The sequence below is a fragment of the Lawsonibacter sp. JLR.KK007 genome, assembly GCF_036941135.1.
Classification (GTDB): Bacteria; Bacillota; Clostridia; order Oscillospirales; family Oscillospiraceae; genus Lawsonibacter.
In genome coordinates this window covers 399,866-414,853 of the sequence record NZ_JAYWSY010000001.1, presented here as the reverse complement: position 1 = coordinate 414,853, position 14,988 = coordinate 399,866, and the positions used below count along the sequence as shown (strand labels likewise).

18 protein-coding genes are annotated in these 14,988 nt (G+C 53.6%); 15 read left to right on the top strand and 3 right to left on the bottom strand.

Going from position 1 to position 14,988, the window contains the following annotated elements; translation table 11 throughout:
• Nucleotides 1–93: 93 nt before the first annotated feature.
• The 4 genes from VV088_RS02370 (at nucleotide 94) to VV088_RS02355 (ending at nucleotide 3,500) form a co-directional block, all read left to right on the top strand.
• Nucleotides 94–588 (top strand): RNA polymerase sigma factor, encoded by a 495-nt coding sequence (locus tag VV088_RS02370; RefSeq protein WP_334599199.1) that lies wholly within the window; start codon nucleotides 94–96, stop codon nucleotides 586–588.
• Nucleotides 578–1,315, top strand: a complete 738-nt coding sequence (locus VV088_RS02365) for a zf-HC2 domain-containing protein (protein WP_334599198.1) — start codon at nucleotides 578–580, stop codon at nucleotides 1,313–1,315. Before VV088_RS02370 ends, VV088_RS02365 begins: the two co-directional genes overlap by 11 nt.
• A gap of 171 nt (nucleotides 1,316–1,486) precedes the next feature.
• Complete coding sequence (locus VV088_RS02360; protein WP_334599197.1) at nucleotides 1,487–2,029, top strand: RNA polymerase sigma factor; 543 nt, start codon at nucleotides 1,487–1,489, stop codon at nucleotides 2,027–2,029.
• Nucleotides 2,022–3,500 carry a hypothetical protein gene (locus VV088_RS02355; RefSeq protein ID WP_334599196.1) on the top strand — a complete coding sequence of 493 codons (1,479 nt, stop codon included), beginning with the start codon at nucleotides 2,022–2,024 and terminating at the stop codon, nucleotides 3,498–3,500. The genes VV088_RS02360 and VV088_RS02355 overlap by 8 nt, the downstream gene beginning before the upstream one ends.
• A gap of 321 nt (nucleotides 3,501–3,821) precedes the next feature.
• Here the strand turns inward: VV088_RS02355 and VV088_RS02350 are convergent, their stop codons facing one another.
• Nucleotides 3,822–4,892 carry an SMI1/KNR4 family protein gene (locus VV088_RS02350; RefSeq protein ID WP_334599195.1) on the bottom strand — a complete coding sequence of 357 codons (1,071 nt, stop codon included), beginning with the start codon at nucleotides 4,890–4,892 and terminating at the stop codon, nucleotides 3,822–3,824.
• A gap of 234 nt (nucleotides 4,893–5,126) precedes the next feature.
• Nucleotides 5,127–5,453: a hypothetical protein gene (locus tag VV088_RS02345; protein ID WP_334599194.1), complete on the bottom strand. Its 327-nt coding sequence runs from the start codon at nucleotides 5,451–5,453 to the stop codon at nucleotides 5,127–5,129.
• A 154-nt stretch (nucleotides 5,454–5,607) separates the two neighbouring features.
• On the opposite strand from VV088_RS02345, the gene VV088_RS02340 reads away from it, so the two are divergent.
• The 3 genes from VV088_RS02340 (at nucleotide 5,608) to VV088_RS02330 (ending at nucleotide 7,217) form a co-directional block, all read left to right on the top strand.
• The gene (locus tag VV088_RS02340; RefSeq protein ID WP_334599193.1) at nucleotides 5,608–6,462 is read left to right on the top strand and encodes a hypothetical protein; all 855 of its coding nucleotides are present in this window, start codon (nucleotides 5,608–5,610) and stop codon (nucleotides 6,460–6,462) included.
• Nucleotides 6,463–6,616: 154 nt separating this feature from the next.
• Nucleotides 6,617–6,913 (top strand): type II toxin-antitoxin system RelB/DinJ family antitoxin, encoded by a 297-nt coding sequence (locus tag VV088_RS02335; protein ID WP_334599192.1) that lies wholly within the window; start codon nucleotides 6,617–6,619, stop codon nucleotides 6,911–6,913.
• Nucleotides 6,906–7,217 carry a type II toxin-antitoxin system RelE/ParE family toxin gene (locus VV088_RS02330; RefSeq protein ID WP_334599191.1) on the top strand — a complete coding sequence of 104 codons (312 nt, stop codon included), beginning with the start codon at nucleotides 6,906–6,908 and terminating at the stop codon, nucleotides 7,215–7,217. The genes VV088_RS02335 and VV088_RS02330 overlap by 8 nt, the downstream gene beginning before the upstream one ends.
• A gap of 34 nt (nucleotides 7,218–7,251) precedes the next feature.
• On the opposite strand, the gene VV088_RS02325 is transcribed toward VV088_RS02330, so the two are convergent.
• Nucleotides 7,252–8,499, bottom strand: coding sequence for a C39 family peptidase (locus VV088_RS02325; RefSeq protein ID WP_334599190.1), 1,248 nt, complete (start codon nucleotides 8,497–8,499; stop codon nucleotides 7,252–7,254).
• A gap of 244 nt (nucleotides 8,500–8,743) precedes the next feature.
• On the opposite strand from VV088_RS02325, the gene VV088_RS02320 reads away from it, so the two are divergent.
• From VV088_RS02320 to VV088_RS02285, 8 genes are all read left to right on the top strand, one after another.
• Nucleotides 8,744–9,241, top strand: coding sequence for an RNA polymerase sigma factor (locus VV088_RS02320; RefSeq protein ID WP_334599189.1), 498 nt, complete (start codon nucleotides 8,744–8,746; stop codon nucleotides 9,239–9,241).
• Nucleotides 9,225–9,527, top strand: a complete 303-nt coding sequence (locus VV088_RS02315; RefSeq protein WP_334599188.1) for a hypothetical protein — start codon at nucleotides 9,225–9,227, stop codon at nucleotides 9,525–9,527. Before VV088_RS02320 ends, VV088_RS02315 begins: the two co-directional genes overlap by 17 nt.
• Nucleotides 9,496–10,836 (top strand): zinc ribbon domain-containing protein, encoded by a 1,341-nt coding sequence (locus tag VV088_RS02310; protein WP_334599187.1) that lies wholly within the window; start codon nucleotides 9,496–9,498, stop codon nucleotides 10,834–10,836. The genes VV088_RS02315 and VV088_RS02310 overlap by 32 nt, the downstream gene beginning before the upstream one ends.
• Nucleotides 10,837–10,989: 153 nt before the next feature.
• On the top strand, nucleotides 10,990–12,018 hold the full coding sequence (locus VV088_RS02305; RefSeq protein ID WP_334599186.1) for a virulence RhuM family protein: 1,029 nt from the start codon (nucleotides 10,990–10,992) through the stop codon (nucleotides 12,016–12,018).
• A gap of 23 nt (nucleotides 12,019–12,041) precedes the next feature.
• Nucleotides 12,042–12,194 carry a hypothetical protein gene (locus VV088_RS02300; protein WP_334599185.1) on the top strand — a complete coding sequence of 51 codons (153 nt, stop codon included), beginning with the start codon at nucleotides 12,042–12,044 and terminating at the stop codon, nucleotides 12,192–12,194.
• A gap of 1 nt (nucleotide 12,195) precedes the next feature.
• Nucleotides 12,196–12,600 carry an MmcQ/YjbR family DNA-binding protein gene (locus VV088_RS02295; protein ID WP_334599184.1) on the top strand — a complete coding sequence of 135 codons (405 nt, stop codon included), beginning with the start codon at nucleotides 12,196–12,198 and terminating at the stop codon, nucleotides 12,598–12,600.
• A gap of 41 nt (nucleotides 12,601–12,641) precedes the next feature.
• Nucleotides 12,642–13,934 carry a hypothetical protein gene (locus VV088_RS02290; RefSeq protein WP_334599183.1) on the top strand — a complete coding sequence of 431 codons (1,293 nt, stop codon included), beginning with the start codon at nucleotides 12,642–12,644 and terminating at the stop codon, nucleotides 13,932–13,934.
• Nucleotides 13,935–14,050: 116 nt separating this feature from the next.
• Nucleotides 14,051–14,974 (top strand): hypothetical protein, encoded by a 924-nt coding sequence (locus tag VV088_RS02285; RefSeq protein WP_334599182.1) that lies wholly within the window; start codon nucleotides 14,051–14,053, stop codon nucleotides 14,972–14,974.
• Nucleotides 14,975–14,988 lie beyond the last annotated feature (14 nt).

Sequence of the window (14,988 nt, the reverse complement as noted above, 5' to 3'; positions counted from 1 at the left end):
GAAAGCGGGCAGGCAAAAACACGCCCCCTATGAAAAAAGTCTGTAACGTTTTCCCCTCTTGTACGTTAATATGGCAGAAGGAGGTGAACGGCCATGGAATTTGAGGATGCCTACCGGCGGTATTTCCGGGATGTGTACCGCTTCACCCTGGGACTGACCCAAGACGGACCACTGGCGGAGGAGATTACCCAAGAAACGTTTTTCAAGGCGCTCAAGGCGTTTGAGAAATTCGATGGCTCCAAGGACATCCGCTCTTGGTTGTTCACCATTGCCCGAAACGGGTTCTACGACCACTGCCGCGCCCAGAAGCGCACCATCTCTCAGGAGGAACTGCCCCAAGAGTTGCCGGAGGGAGTGCGTATCGAGGAGCAGGTGGAGGACGAGGAGCGAGCGTTTGCCATCCACCAATTCCTCCACAGCATGGCGGAACCCTACAAAGAAGTATTCACCCTGCGAGTGTTCGGAGAACTGCCCTTTGAGAAGATTGGGCGGCTGTTCGGTAAAAGCGCCAACTGGGCGCGGGTGACCTTCTACCGGGCAAGGGTACAGATTACGACACAAATGGAGGAAACGGAACATGAAATATGAGGTTGAATGTGGTGTCATCCACGATTTGCTACCTCTATATGAGGACGGAGCAGCCAGTGAGGAAACCACGCAACTGGTGCGGGAGCATTTGAAAGACTGCCCCATTTGCCGGGAGGAACTGCGGAAAATGCGCGTTCCCATCTCCATGCCCGCAGAGAAGGACGGGGAACTGTGGGAACGGTACAAGCGGCGTCAGGATCAACTCCGGCGGAAAAAGAACATTAGAACCGTCTGTGTTCTGTTCCTGTTAGCTGCTGTGGTTGTGTTCTGTCTGTGCTACACCTTCATCCCCCGAAACTGGGACTGGGTGAGCGGCGTGACTGAACCGGATCGAGTGAAGGGTACCTACACCTACACTACCTTTCAAAGCGGTTCCCCTGAACTCGACATCTGGTGGCTGAACAATGCTTCCGGTGCTACCCTGACCAACGTCGTCATGGATGTGCTAAACGATGCGACCTACCGGGCGGAACTGGGTAACCTACTGAGCTATATCCCCTTTTTGCCCCAAGATACATCGGTGGAGGGGCTTGAGGGCTCAATCGTTCTGGATCTGGTAAAAGACAATGTAACTGTCGCAAATGTCATACTCTACAACGTGGGCAAGGATTGCGAGGTTCATGTCGATGTGTGGGATCAGCCATACGGCACATTCAGCTATCACACCGACCGGGAGATATTTGACCAGATTGCCGCCATAATTTGTGAATATGGGGAGAAACAATGATATAAAATCCCATCTGGCTTAATAGCAGAATAGTTCCACACTGGATGCCTGCCCGTCTTCCATTGAGAGCGGGCAGGTTTTTCTGTGCTCTTAATTTTGCAAAAAAGTTTTGTGGGATTTTGCCGTCTCCGGTGTATAGTAGGACATACGAAGAAAAAGGAGGGAGACATCGTGGAGGATACGCGGCTGGTTCACGCCCTGCAAAACCGGCAGAATGGGGCGATGGAGCAATTCCAGACGGCGTACACCCCTCTGCTTCGGTACATTATCGCCCCCATCCTCCCTGACGAGCGGGACCGGGAGGAGTGCCTGTCCGATGTGCTGCTTCGGGTGTGGGACTCCATCGATGCCTTCGACCTGGGCCGGGCCGCCCTGACCACCTGGCTCACCCATCTGGCCCGAAACGCTGCCCTCAACCGCCGCCGAGGAAATGAGCGCCGCAGAGAGAGCGGCACACTGGACGAGGCCATGCCGGACGCCGCCGACGGCCCAGAGCAGTCCCTTCTAAAAGCGGAGGCGGCGCGGGCTCTGTGGGCGGCGGTGGAGCGGCTGGGCCGCAGGGACCGGGAGCTGTTCCTGCGCAAATATTACTACTACCAGCCCACCGCCCAGATCGCAGCCGAATCGGGCATGACCGTCCGGGCAGTGGAGGGGAAGCTGTACCGCGTCCGCAAGCATTTACAGTCGGAACTGGGAGGTGTATTCCATGGATGAATTTGACCGTCTGCTCTATAAAGGCTCCGCCCAGCTGCCGCCGGAGCTGTCCGAGCTGAAGCCGCCCTGTCCGTGGAAAAAGCCCATCGGCCAGATTTGCTGGGGGCTGGCGCTCATTACCATCACTCTCAACTTTTTTGGCCTGGACACCATTCTGCCGGCGGTGGGGGCGGCGTTGCTGTGGCTGGGCCTGGCCCCCCTGCGGCGGGAGAACAGTGGATTCCGGTTCGCCTATGCCTGTGCCACTCTGTACGCCGTGCTGCGCCTGACCGCTATGTTGTTCCAGGCGACACCTTTGGATCATTGGCTTGCGGGCCTAATCGGTCAGGAGTGGAACACCACCACCGGCCCAGTGCCCCTCTACTATGCGCTGCGGACAGTCCTGATCCAGTTGGTTCTGGTCTTTGCGGTCGGCGGACTGTGGCAGGGATTGAAGGGGGTGTTCCGTCAGGCCGGACAGAAGCCTCGCACCGCTGCCGCTGGAGGGCTTGTCATTCTGGAGACCCTGCTGATTCCTATGGCCCTTATTGGACTGGAGGGCTGGCTGTTGGTGGGGCCGGTCCTGATTGTATGGATTGCTCTGCTGGTGAACCTGCGCAAGATCAGTAAATGTCTGGATCAGGCGGGCTATGCCATGAAACCCGCTCCCGTGGCCGTATCCAGCGGAATGGCCCTGGAGGTATGGCTGGGCCTCCACCTCCTGATCATCGCCGCTCTGCCCCTGCTGTTCTCCCGGCTGCCCGCCGGCGTCCAGACGCCGGTATATGGTACAACGGCCAGCGATTCCGCCCTCCGTACCCAGCTGCTGGAGCTGGGATTCCCGGAGGACATTCTGAGCCGATTGGATGACAGTGAGTTGGCCCGGTTTGAAGGGGCCTACGGAGCGAAAAAAGAGGGGTATCGCAATGACGAAAGCGACCTTCCAGACGGGATACCCAGCATTGTCACCGTGGAAGTCCCGGTGCGGGACGAGAAATACGGCTTCCGCACAGTCTATCTGGCCTATCTGCACTGGAACCCCAATGAGGCGTCCGGCGGCTATATGGAGGGAATCCAGGTCGCCCAGGACTACCAGGGCGTCACCGTCCGCACCACCGTACCGGATGGGGTGCTGAAATGGCAGGACAGCGCCGGGAATGCTTACACCATGCCACTGGATTTCTGGTTCGATACAGACAACGCTGGAACACCCTGCTATTACGCCAACTTCTCTCTGCCGGAGGACGTTATCGGCCCCACAGAAGGCTTCCTGTTCTGGGAGGCGACGCCCACTTATCCGGAAACCGTCTCGCTCTACAATTTTTCTGTGACCGCCGCCCACAAGCGCAGTGTCTGGCAGTACCCCTACACGCTGCCCTCTGAACTTCTGGCCTCCGGCTTCCATGCGCCAAGCTGGCAGTGGCGGATGTACCAGTGGACCTCCACGGGTCAGCTAGCCCCGGAAGGGCAGTATGATCCCCAAAAGTATTGAGAGCGGTGTATTCCTGCGAGGTTCAGTCTTCCGGACAAGAACACACAGCTCCGCTCCCTTACACAAAACAGCACCGCAGCCCTGTGTATGCAGAGTTGCGGCGCTGTGTTATCAATACCTTTTTCAACAATGTTACTATCTTACGCTGATAAAGAAGTGAAAGAAGCCGAGCAAATCCGCAGGAGCGTTTACAGCATCTTGCGGCAGGAACAGCGGGAGCAGCAGCCCCGCAGGGCGCAGGATATGGAGCGGTAACGGACGGGGCGCAGCGGGATATGGCAAAATGACGGTTGGTAATATTCTTCACCGTCATTTTGCTGGTCAATACTTATCTTCTTCCATATCCACATAACTCTGGAAAAATTGCTGAAAAGTAGGAAGTGCTAAACTCCAATGCGTGTCATACCCATCCCGCATGACTTTCTTTGTCCTCGCATCATAAAAACCGTGATACCGTTCATAATTCCATTTGCGGCATTTTTCAATTTCACGATAAAAATCTATCGCCAAGGGTATCTCCGATAATCCTTGTTGTACTGCTTTTTGATGATACTTGAAGAAAAAAGTGGTTTTTTCTGACAACACTTTAGGATTTGTACTTTTTAATAAACGAAAAACCTCTTTCCAATCCTGACAATCAATTGCCATTTGAAAAGCCAAAACAAGTTCCCTTTCCCAAAGGGCCTGCCGTTTTAGATCCGATGGAAGATTATCACAAAATTCTTGCGTTTTTCTTACATACTGCATAAAATACGATGCAAAGGGTTTCCAGTTTCTCATTTCCTGTGCTAAAGAAAAGTCTGGAGCCAATTCGCAAAAGTATCCCTCTCGACTAATTCCACGCACATATCCTCGGTGAGAACCGTTCAGCAACAACCCAATCTCTCCGCCGCACCCTACATCTGCCACACTAAGCAAACCATGTTCATATAAAACTTCATAAACTTCATGTTCTTCTTTGTTCCAAAGCATTTCCTCAAATGAATTGTAATCCATTTGTTCTGTTTCGGTGGTGCGACTGCAATATTTTTCATACAGTACGAATGTATTTTGGAGTTCGTATTTATACCGTCGTTTTGCCAAATCGTGAAATCGCTGTTCCTGCCCCCAAGTATATATACTTTCTTTTTGATATTCGTCTGTTAGCAGAAAAGGAAAAGGATTTACCCCATAATAAGGCCCAGCCCCTCCATTACCTAAACAAGTTAAATAACAACGATAATCCTCTGGGAGCGTGAAACCTATGAGTTCTTCCCATAGTTCCAGTTCTTCCGGGTCAACAACAGGCCGGAACAAGTGCATATGAACATAATTACCGCCAATTGGATAGCCAAATAAATCCCAATGGCTCGCTTTTCGACAAACAGCTTGAATTTTGGGTATGTCTAACATGATAATCCCTCAACTTTTTTGCTATCAGCATTTTCGTAAAATATAGCACATCCACCAACTGAAAACAATCCCCGTTCTATGTCCGGTTCGCCTTTCCAGACCGTCAAGGCCGAGTAGTATTTTTTCACACAGGGCGCGAAAAATCCACTCTGAACCCTTGACCGTCTGGATTTTTGCCGTTGCCATTTCGCCGCCGAAAACGGGGAACAGCGCCGTAACCTTTCAGATGCAGGGTCACGGCGCTGTTTCCATATTGGCTGCACAAAGCTGCCGCAAGGGATGCCCTTCCGCTGAAGAACACCGCCAGAGCAGGTACTGGGCGTACAGTGATTCAAAGCCCGCCTCGGTGAGCTGGCCGCAGCACTCGGCGGGGTCGATCCACACTCCCGTCAGCCGGTAGAACTGCTGGATGGCCAGAATGACCGGCTGGCCGTCCCGGTCTGCCGCCAGCAGATAACCAGGAGCGTCCTTTTCCTCCTGGCACTTGATGTAGATGCTGTTTCGCCAGTTGCCGGAGCAGGCGACCAAGAACAAGTAGAGTTGCTTAGTGGATGAATTCATAGTTTGGTTGTCTCCCATCTATAAAAGTATATTTGAACAAACTGTCAGCATCCTTCAGGAAGATTACAAACCTTTCCAATCTCATAAAAGGCTTGTAAATGACCTGAAAAATGAGTATAATGGAGTTGAAAACAGTGGAGAGGAGAGGCGTGATATGGCAGACATGAAATATACAGCAAAGGATAGCGTATTTAGTTTCATTTTTCGCCAGCCGGAGAACACCCGCCGTCTCTATCTCACCCTTCACCCAGAGGACTCAGATGTGACCGAGGCAGACTGCAAGCTGGTCACGTTGGAACACGTTCTTACCAACGGAATGACCAACGATCTCGGGTTTCAGGTGCGGGACAAGTTAATTTTGCTGGTAGAATCTCAATCTAAATTCTCTGTCAACATTACCCTGCGGATGCTCCTGTACCTGGCCGCAACATATAAAGAATATGTAGAGGAACAGAAGCTGGATCTGTACGGAAGTAAACCGGTCACTATCCCCCGCCCAGAGTTGTATATGGTTTATACAGGAGCACCGCGTCAGCTGCCGGAGATTCTTCGCCTGTCCGATATGTATGATGGACTTGGAGGAGCAGAAATAGAGATCAAGGTCCTGCGGGAAACTGGAACAGGAAGCATTGTAGACCAGTATATCCGTTTCTGTGAGGTGGCCGATGAACAGAGGAAACAGTACGGTTATACAATGAAAGCAGTAGAGGAAACCCTGCGGATTTGTTGCGAAGAGAACATTTTGATGCCGTTTTTGGCATCACGTCAGAAGGAGGTGCTGGACATTATGGTGACTTTGTTTGATCAGAAGCGGGTAACAGAGATCCATGAGTACAATTTGGTTCAGGATGCCCGGCAGGAAGGGCGTGAGGAAGGCATCCGTGCGCTGGTCCTCACGTTGAAAGAATTTACGGCGGATAAGGCGGCTGTCGCTCAAAAGCTGGTAAAGCAATTTGAACTGCTGCCTCAAACTGCGGAGGAAAAGGTTGCGCAGTACTGGGAATCATAAAGTCTTTGAAATAGGGCCATACCCGCCAAATGTGCAAGGTATGGCCCTAACTGCGTCCAACGATCCAGAACGGGCCGCCTGCTCCAAAAGCAACGGGTTTGTATTGACAACGCAAATACTTTGCAGTACAATAAGATAGAAAGGTTGGTGATTTATGATGCCAGGAGATTCCAACTGGTCTACCCGGCTGGATTCCATACTCAAGATGCAGGCAGAAGAAATACTGTCTGAAGTCGGACTCACAATGTCCGGAGTATTTACCATGCTGTTGAAACAAATTGTAAGGGAGAAGTCGGTGCCGTTGTCTTTGTCGCTGGACTCCAGCAACGCTGTCTATGCCGATCTGTTGGAGGCACAGTCAGACCGTCTGAATGGTTACAAAGGCCGCAACGCGCGGGACGTCCTGCGGGATATGGAGCAAGCCATTGCGGAGGTCGAGGCCGGTGAGTAAATATACGGTCATCGTATCCAGACGGGCCGATGAAATGCTGATACGTCATGCCAGATTTTTGGCCCAAGTTCGTGTGTCGGCGGCAAAGCGGATGACTGCTGAATTTGCAAAAGTGCTTGACACACTGGAGCAAAATCCATTTCAGTTCCCGGCAGAAACGGATTACAACCTGCCTGACGGAGCCTATCGAAAGGCCCTGTTCAGTAAATGGTATAAAGTAATCTTTTCCGTTTCCGGTGATACTGTCTATCTGGATGCGGTGCTGGACTGCCGGCAGGACAACACGGATTATCAGCCAAAGTAAAAAGTGTGGTACAGGGGAGCCTGTACCACATTTTTTAGCCCCCAATGATCCAGAACGGGCCTCCCGCTCCCGCTCGATTGCTGGCCTCATTGAGTATAATAGACAGATCCCACAGCTTTTGACTGCGGTTGTAACTGGCTGGGTCAGCCACCAGGATTTTCCCGTCCTGCACACCCCGGAGCACGATAAAATGTCCGCCGCTGGTAAAATGCCCCTTCAGCATGATAGCGACCACCAGCTTACCCTCCGAAAGCGCGTCCACAATGCGCTGCGGTTCCGAGGCGGTACAGCCCTCCACGTTCAGCCCCCACGCCTTGGCCGCATTGGGAATCAGGGAGTGGTAGGAACCGCTCTTGCTGCACCAGCCGCCGTTCTCATAGGCCCACTGTGCCATTTCAACCGGGTCAACGATGTCATTTGTCAGGGAGGACACCACAATGGACATGGAGGTGGGTCCGCAGCCATAGCCGCCGATATTGTCTGTGCCATAGGGCTTGTTGGCCCAGCGTTCATCCAGTTGGTTGAAGTAGACGACTTCGGTTGCGCCGTCGGTAAAGCGGACGTTCCCCAGGGATGCAATCGTATTGCCGCCATACTCCGTGTACTGGAACATCCCATCGCCCAGGAACAGACTGAGGTTCTGGGCATAGTCCCCCGCCAGTGCTTTCTGATCGTCTGTCAAATGGAACACCGTATCGGCAAAATAACCCTCGCCGTTGTAGGAGAGGGTGTAGATGTACCAGGTTTCCTCCCGTGTCTCCACCACGTCCTCGGTGTCCGGGTCGTCGTCCTCCACCGTCCGGGTCTCGCTGGTGCGGGTGTAGGAATAGAGGCTGCTCTTGCCCTGCCGGAGTATAGCCTGCATATCCGCCAGAGAGATGGTATCCCAGTTCTCCCCCTTGGCGGCGCAGTATTGGGCGATAAAGGAGTTGGTGTTGCTGGTCATGTCGCTGGCGTAGGGGTTGATGATCTCATAGTTGTCGCCGCTTGTCGCGGCAAAGTCCTGGGCGATCCGGGCCTCTGCGTCGGTAATGCCCTCGCCCAGAATCTCATTGACAGCAAAAGCAATATCGTTGGTATTCTGAATGATGGCGGCGTTGTCGTTGAGAATGGGCTGACCAGAATTACCGCTGCTGATCAGGCCGCCGAAAATCAGCGAGGGCAGCATGAGGATAAACAGCACCGGGAGCATGAGCAGGACCGCGACAGCCGCAAGGAGCTTGCCGGCGTGCCGTCCCGCTCCCAGGGCCAGCCCTGCGGCGGCTCCATAGGGTCCGCCCACCGCCGCGCCCTTGGCAGCTGCGGCGATGGCCTTGCCGGTCTTGATTGCTCCATGAATGGTTTGCGCAGTGCTGGCCGCTTGGGACAGACTGCTTTTTTCTTGGTTGTTCAGACTTGGATACCTCCTTGTGTATGGATGGATTTCTTATATAATGAGGGACAGGGCGCTTAATCAAGCCGTCTGAAAATTTTTTGATAAAGAGTGAACCTTTTACCTGGCAGAAAAGTATATCATAGCAAAGGGGGTGAGGCGGTTGATTGACCAGTACATACAGCAATATGGCCGGCGGCTTTATGGGTTGTGCCGTTCTCTGTGTTCCAGCCCCTACGACGCAGACGATCTGTACCAGGAGACTTGGCTGAGGGTAGTCAAGCACATCTCCAAATATGACCCCAGCCGGGAATTTGAGCCGTGGCTCACCCGCATCTGCGTGAACACCTATCGAAGTACCCTGCGGCGGTTAGCAAAGAGCCCGCTGCTGGACTTCTCCAACGGAGACGAGAAAGACCGGCTGCTGGCCTCCATTCCCGCTCCGGAGGAAAAAGACTATGCCCCCTTGTACGAGGCGGTGGATAAACTGCCGGAGAAGCTGCGGCTGGCGGTGGTGCTGTTCTATTTCCAGGGGGAAGACCTGGCTTCCGCCGCCCAAATCTTGCATATCCCTGTGGGGACGGCAAAATCCCGGCTGAACAAGGCCCGAAAATTATTGAGGGAGGTGCTTGCCGATGAAGCAGACCTTTGATTTTGAGCGGTTTACTCCTCCCGTCCTGAATGAGAACATTCTGCGGCGGGAGCTGGAAAAGAGAACGGAGCGGCGGCGCACCGTACTGCTGGCAGTGGCCGGGGCGCTGTTTGAGGTGGTATTCATTCTGTTGGGCCTGCTGTGCTGGAACACCGTTCCCGCGCTGACCCTGGTTGGGATTGGCCTGGCCGTGGCCTCTATGATGGGCAGCGGTGTAATCGCTATTGTCTATACACAGAAAGGAGGGGCGAGTTATGGCCCTGTCTATGAGAACAGTAATATTTAGTCTGGTGGTTCTGGTCGCGCTGCTGACCATTCCCGTCATGATTGGCGTGTATGTCTACCGAGATGCCAAACGCCGGGGGATGAACGCTATGGCATGGACGCTGATTGCTGTGGTGGCCCCCGCTCTGATCGGGTTTATCATCTACCTGCTGGTGCGGGGGAACTCTCCTGATTTGCAGTGCCCTCAGTGTGCCGAACCCGTTACAGAACAATATGTCATCTGCCCTCACTGCGGAGCAAAGCTACGTCCCGCCTGTCCCAACTGCTCGTTCCCGGTGGAGCCGGACTGGAACGTGTGTCCCAAGTGCGCGACTCCCCTTGATGGAGCAGAGATGCGCCACACCCCACCCCTGCGGCGGCAGGATAGGACATTGAGTAAAATCCTGATTGCCATTATCGTAGTTCCGGTGGCGCTGATTGCGCTGGCAGTGTTTGGCCTCACAGCGTTCCAATCCGCTGGTGGCCCCAGTACCCTGCGGGAAGCTACCTTTGACGAGTACGACCAGGAACAGGTATCGGAGACGGTGCGCGAGGCGGTACACGACTGGCTGGACAGTCTGGAGGTCCGCTCTGACCGGGCCTATGCCCTGCGGTATGACTATTCCAACGAGCTTGGGGCCGGACACGAATACTACTACCTGTTCTATGTCCCCGATGGAGGCCAGTCGCCCTCTACGAGCTTCGGAACGGATTCCGGCCTGCTTGGGACCACGCTGAACCTCCGCCTGGAGCGCACAGGATACAGCGGTTCCCTGTACTGCGTGCAGACCAGTGCGGAGAATCCCCCCAGCCCCCGCATTGTCCTGGGCGGGAAGCACATCCGCTGTGAAACACAGGTGGTGGACTATAACCCCACCCTGTTCTTCATCCAGCCCAACTATGCCCAGGCGGAGCCGGGTACGGTGGAGCTGCCGGAGCGGCTGTCCGTGGTGAAAATCGTGGGTAACGCCAACGTGGGCGCGGTTGAGGTGACAGGTTCGGCGGAAGCTGCCGCCAGCGAGAACGCAGGTATTGCAGAGGTCACCGACGAGGACTTGATGCTCAAAATTCTTTCCGCCATAGACAGCGGAGAGCGTGTGCCAATGGAGCAAATCCCTGATTACGACTTCACAGACGGTTTTGAGATCATCGTGGAGTATAAAGTTCAAGAGGATTTGATCATGCACCCGGATATGGCCCGGCATCTAGTGTTTATGGATGACGGTATCTGCTACCTCATTGATGACCGGGTAACAAATTCGGCTCATGGCAGCGCCTATCGGATCATGGGTGAGGATTTTTACGCTTTGCTGGAAAGGCTGTTCCAGTAGGGTGGTGCAGCAAGGAGAATATTTTCGCTCCCAGGGCGGGCCCCGTGTCGATGGACTGGGGCCCGTCTGCTTCTGTTTTGGATACCTTGTAAATCGAGAGCCGTTTTGCTATAATAGGATAGAAATTTGAAAACACATTGTGAGGACAGCGACATGGGTGAAGGTAAAAAACTTCAAATCCGCAATAGTACCGTTGATTTTCTGGTTTTTACCAAAGATGCGAAAGAAAACGGTATCGAGGTAAGAGTGCAGGACGAGAATGTATGGTTGACACAGAAAGCCATTGGCCAGCTCTTTGACATAGACCGCAGCGTAGTCACTAAGCATCTCAAAAAGATATTTACGGATGGTGAGTTGGACGAAAATTCAGTTTGTGCATTTTTTGCACAAACTGCGGATGACGGAAAAACGTACCGCTATAAGTTCTACTCCCTGCCCGCCATCATCGCCGTGGGCTACCGGGTCAACTCCCAGCGGGCCACACAGTTCCGCCAGTGGGCCACCAAGGTACTGGAGACGTTCACGAAGCAGGGGTATGTGCTGGATAAGCCCCGGCTGATCAACGGACAAATCTTCGATCAGGATTATTTCGACCACCTGATCTCCGAGATTCAGGAAATCAGGGCAAGCGAGCGGCGCTTCTACCAAAAAATTACCGACATCTACGCCACGGCGGTTGACTATTCCCTGGACAGCAGAATTACGAGGGATTTCTTTGCCACTGTCCAGAACAAAATGCACTATGCGGCCCACGGCAGCACAGCGGCGGAGGTCATTATGGACCGTGCCGACCATACCAAGCCGTATATGGGCCTGACCTCCTGGAAAAACGCTCCGAACGGCAAGATCGTAAAGGCTGATGTGTCTGTCGCAAAAAACTACCTCTTCCAAGAGGAAGTGCAGGAGTTGAATGAGATCGTCACCATGTATTTGGACTACGCCACCCGGCAGGCGAGGCGGCATATCCCAATGACTATGGCTGACTGGGCGGCCAAGCTGGATGCTTTTTTACAGTTCAACGGAGAAGAGGTCTTGCGGGACAAGGGGAAAGTGACAGCCGCTATTGCGAAAGCCTTTGCTGAGAGTGAATTTGAGCAATACCGCATTATCCAGGACCAGCTCTACCAGAGCGACTTTGACCGGCTGATTGCGGCCACAGATGCTTCTGATACACCAGAATAACAAAGACTGTAGGTGATAGATAGATGGTTTATGCTTGTGACAACTGCCATTTCCTTTTCAGCCGCACCAGCCAGCCGGAGCAGTGTCCTGACTGCGGGAAGTACGCCATCCGCCCAGCGGATGAAGCGGAGCGGCAGGAGAATGAGAAACGGCTGAAGGAGCCAAGGGAGATATAACATGGCCTATTCTTCACAGCGCGAGCGTATCACGCAGTACATACAGGACACCTATGGAACGCAGGCGGAGTATTTATGGGCGGATAGTCCCGGCAACGCGATATTCCGCCACTCCGCCAGCAAAAAATGGTACGCCGCCATGATGCGCGTTCTTCCAGAGAAGCTGGGATTGGCGGAAGGAGAAGCCCTTGATGTGATGGACATAAAATGCAGCACCATCATGATCGGTTCCCTGCTCGCCACAAAAGGGTTTCTCCCGGCGTATCACATGAACAAAAACCACTGGATCTCCATTGTCCTGGACAATTCCGTTTCTGACGATCAGATCATCCCCCTGCTGGAACTGAGTTATGACAGCGTTGCGCCCAAGCGGAGGAAGAAGCGTGCTCGGTCAGCGGAGGAATAGTCCCAATACGTTGGGCGAACCGGGCTAGGAGGAGAACGCCTATGAAAATGCCCTGGAATCGGGAGGCCGTCCGCATCCTCCCCACAAAAATTGATTTGGCTGGACAGCCCTGGTGCCGGGATGCTTTGCTGCTCCATATTCGCGGGATCGGCGCTTTGCGCTGGGAAACCCGCACCTTGCCGCCAGAGGCAGACTATTATGAATCGGCCCGCTGCCTCACTCTCCGGGGCACGCCGCTGCTGTCCGGGCATTTTGCCGCATGGGAAACCAGCGAAAGCCGGCTTTGCACCGGCTGGGGCCTGGATACAGCGGAGTGCCCAGAACTGGATGCCCTGCGGGAAATCCTCAACGGCGGCTTTGCCCAACTGGAGGACGCTGTCCCCTCCCTGTCGCCCCTGCTGGAGCTGCTGCCGGAGGGCGTCTATGTGCTGGCGGAGAGCGACGCCTACCCCACAGACGGCTGCGGGCAATTTTTCTGGAACGTGTCCGACCGCCTGGAGCCTAACCCCACCACCGGCCTCGTTTGTCTTGCTGACGATGACTACGACTACAAGTATGAACGCATTCCTCCGAAATTCCTCTACCCCTCCCAACGGCGGTCGCGGCTGGATTTGGAACGGGTTGACTATTATAAAGAGCGTTTTCAACAGGATGGCTCCCTGCCCCACGGGCTTGCCGTCTATGTGACGGAAGGGATGTCCGTTCTGCTGGACGGACACCACAAAGCGACTGCCGCCGCCCTGCTGGGCCGGACTCTGCCCTGCCTGACGATACTGCCGCTGGGGTATTACCGGCTGGACAATCTAAAACAGTCAGCCTGCTTCGGCCCTATTGTGGTTCCTGTTGAGGACATCAGCGGCGTGAAGCTGCCGAAGGAACCTTGGCGGTACACCAAAGGCTCCGGCCCTTTGCCCAAGGGCTGTCTGGCAGATGCGGAACTTCCGGAGGCGTTGCTGGCCGCCGGGAAGCGGTATCCTACCGCCGAGGGGTATGCCCTGGTGTCGGCGGCAGAGCTCAGCTATCCCACGGACAGGGAGCTGGAAACCTGGCTGACAGACCCCGGCCTCTACCGGCCCCAACTGCGGGGGGCGCTGGTGGTTCTGCGGAGCCGGGAAGATCCCCGCTCGAAGAACACCGCCCTGCGGTGTGCCGCCATCGGGGATGCGCATTGCAGCTTGAAGGTGGAGGCGTTTCAGGTGCTGGCGGAGTTGAAGGGGGACCCGGATGTGGAAGCCTTTTTCATAGACTATTTCGTGAGCTTGGAGGAGCCTCCCAGCGTTCACGTCAGCGCCCAGGACTATCTGACACAGATTGCCCACAGCTTTTGGGATTAAAAAAGCGTGTATCCGGTAATCCATACTCCTCAAGGTAGCGGTTTGACACTTTCATCACCTCTTAGACGAAACGCAAACAATTCTAATGTGAATATAAAAATTGTGGAGGTGCCCTGATGGCGTTAATTACTCCGGCAAAGCAAGAAATAGATTTTTGCCTTCGAACAACAAAACCCTTTCATAACAGGAAGGCTGCACAGGATTTTTTTCGATTAGTTGATGCCTATGGTCCCAATTACCGGCCCTTTAAGTACGGTAATTATGAGCCTATGAAGCAGATATTCAATAATAAAAAGGAGGATGAAATCATTCTGTCTTGGTTCGGAGGCGCAGACATTTCTCAGGAGGAACTGGAGAGCCGTCCCTGCAATGCGCAGCTTATGATGAAAGGGCGGCCTCCTGGAAAAATCGGATATTATATAGGATGGCGCAACTGGGCAAATTCTGTTCTGTTTAATATGATTTCCATAAATATTTCCAAGCCATTCTTAAAAAAGGACCCACGAAACATGGCTCAGTTTGTCCACTTTTGTGACGATTTGGTTCGTCTGTTTTCCCCTGTCCATGCCGAAATTTATGACTACACCAGTTCTATCCCCTGCACAAATACAAACAGCGCATTGATTCCGGACCGGCTTGATATTCGTTGTCCCGCATTAAAGTGGCGCACCTATTTTGGCCCACCCTATATCAAAATGTTAGGGCGCGATACGATATTAAATGCGCCCTGTTGGAAAACCGAGGAACTGGGTAATTCCATAGTTCTCCAGCTGACAGAAACCGTATATGAGGACATCTCGCCAGTGTTGCGCCAAAAAGTTGTAGACTACTTTGAGGAGAGCATAGATCCACAACTCCGAGCAGAATTAGGGGCAGGTTTTATTTTTCGCCCTTTTGATGCCTCACAAAGTTACTCAAAGACTAAAAAGCTGGTGCCTGAGTTCCAGATACAGGAGTTATTGGGGAAGAACCTGGATGCGACAACTGTAATAGAGGCGGGTAAGCCACATCTTTCTAGCGAGGGAAAATGGGAAAAATAAATAGTGAAATTGTG

What these genes read in the sequence shown, in the direction of transcription:
- VV088_RS02370 (WP_334599199.1), top strand. Translation starts at nt 94, where the DNA reads ATGGAATTTGAGGATGCCTACCGGCGGTATTTCCGGGATGTGTACCGC.
- VV088_RS02365 (WP_334599198.1), top strand. Translation starts at nt 578, where the DNA reads ATGAAATATGAGGTTGAATGTGGTGTCATCCACGATTTGCTACCTCTA.
- VV088_RS02355 (WP_334599196.1), top strand. Translation starts at nt 2,022, where the DNA reads ATGGATGAATTTGACCGTCTGCTCTATAAAGGCTCCGCCCAGCTGCCG.
- VV088_RS02350 (WP_334599195.1), bottom strand. Translation starts at nt 4,892, where the DNA reads ATGTTAGACATACCCAAAATTCAAGCTGTTTGTCGAAAAGCGAGCCAT.
- VV088_RS02345 (WP_334599194.1), bottom strand. Translation starts at nt 5,453, where the DNA reads ATGAATTCATCCACTAAGCAACTCTACTTGTTCTTGGTCGCCTGCTCC.
- VV088_RS02340 (WP_334599193.1), top strand. Translation starts at nt 5,608, where the DNA reads ATGGCAGACATGAAATATACAGCAAAGGATAGCGTATTTAGTTTCATT.
- VV088_RS02335 (WP_334599192.1), top strand. Translation starts at nt 6,617, where the DNA reads ATGATGCCAGGAGATTCCAACTGGTCTACCCGGCTGGATTCCATACTC.
- VV088_RS02315 (WP_334599188.1), top strand. Translation starts at nt 9,225, where the DNA reads ATGAAGCAGACCTTTGATTTTGAGCGGTTTACTCCTCCCGTCCTGAAT.
- VV088_RS02310 (WP_334599187.1), top strand. Translation starts at nt 9,496, where the DNA reads ATGGCCCTGTCTATGAGAACAGTAATATTTAGTCTGGTGGTTCTGGTC.
- VV088_RS02305 (WP_334599186.1), top strand. Translation starts at nt 10,990, where the DNA reads ATGGGTGAAGGTAAAAAACTTCAAATCCGCAATAGTACCGTTGATTTT.
- VV088_RS02300 (WP_334599185.1), top strand. Translation starts at nt 12,042, where the DNA reads ATGGTTTATGCTTGTGACAACTGCCATTTCCTTTTCAGCCGCACCAGC.
- VV088_RS02295 (WP_334599184.1), top strand. Translation starts at nt 12,196, where the DNA reads ATGGCCTATTCTTCACAGCGCGAGCGTATCACGCAGTACATACAGGAC.
- VV088_RS02290 (WP_334599183.1), top strand. Translation starts at nt 12,642, where the DNA reads ATGAAAATGCCCTGGAATCGGGAGGCCGTCCGCATCCTCCCCACAAAA.
- VV088_RS02285 (WP_334599182.1), top strand. Translation starts at nt 14,051, where the DNA reads ATGGCGTTAATTACTCCGGCAAAGCAAGAAATAGATTTTTGCCTTCGA.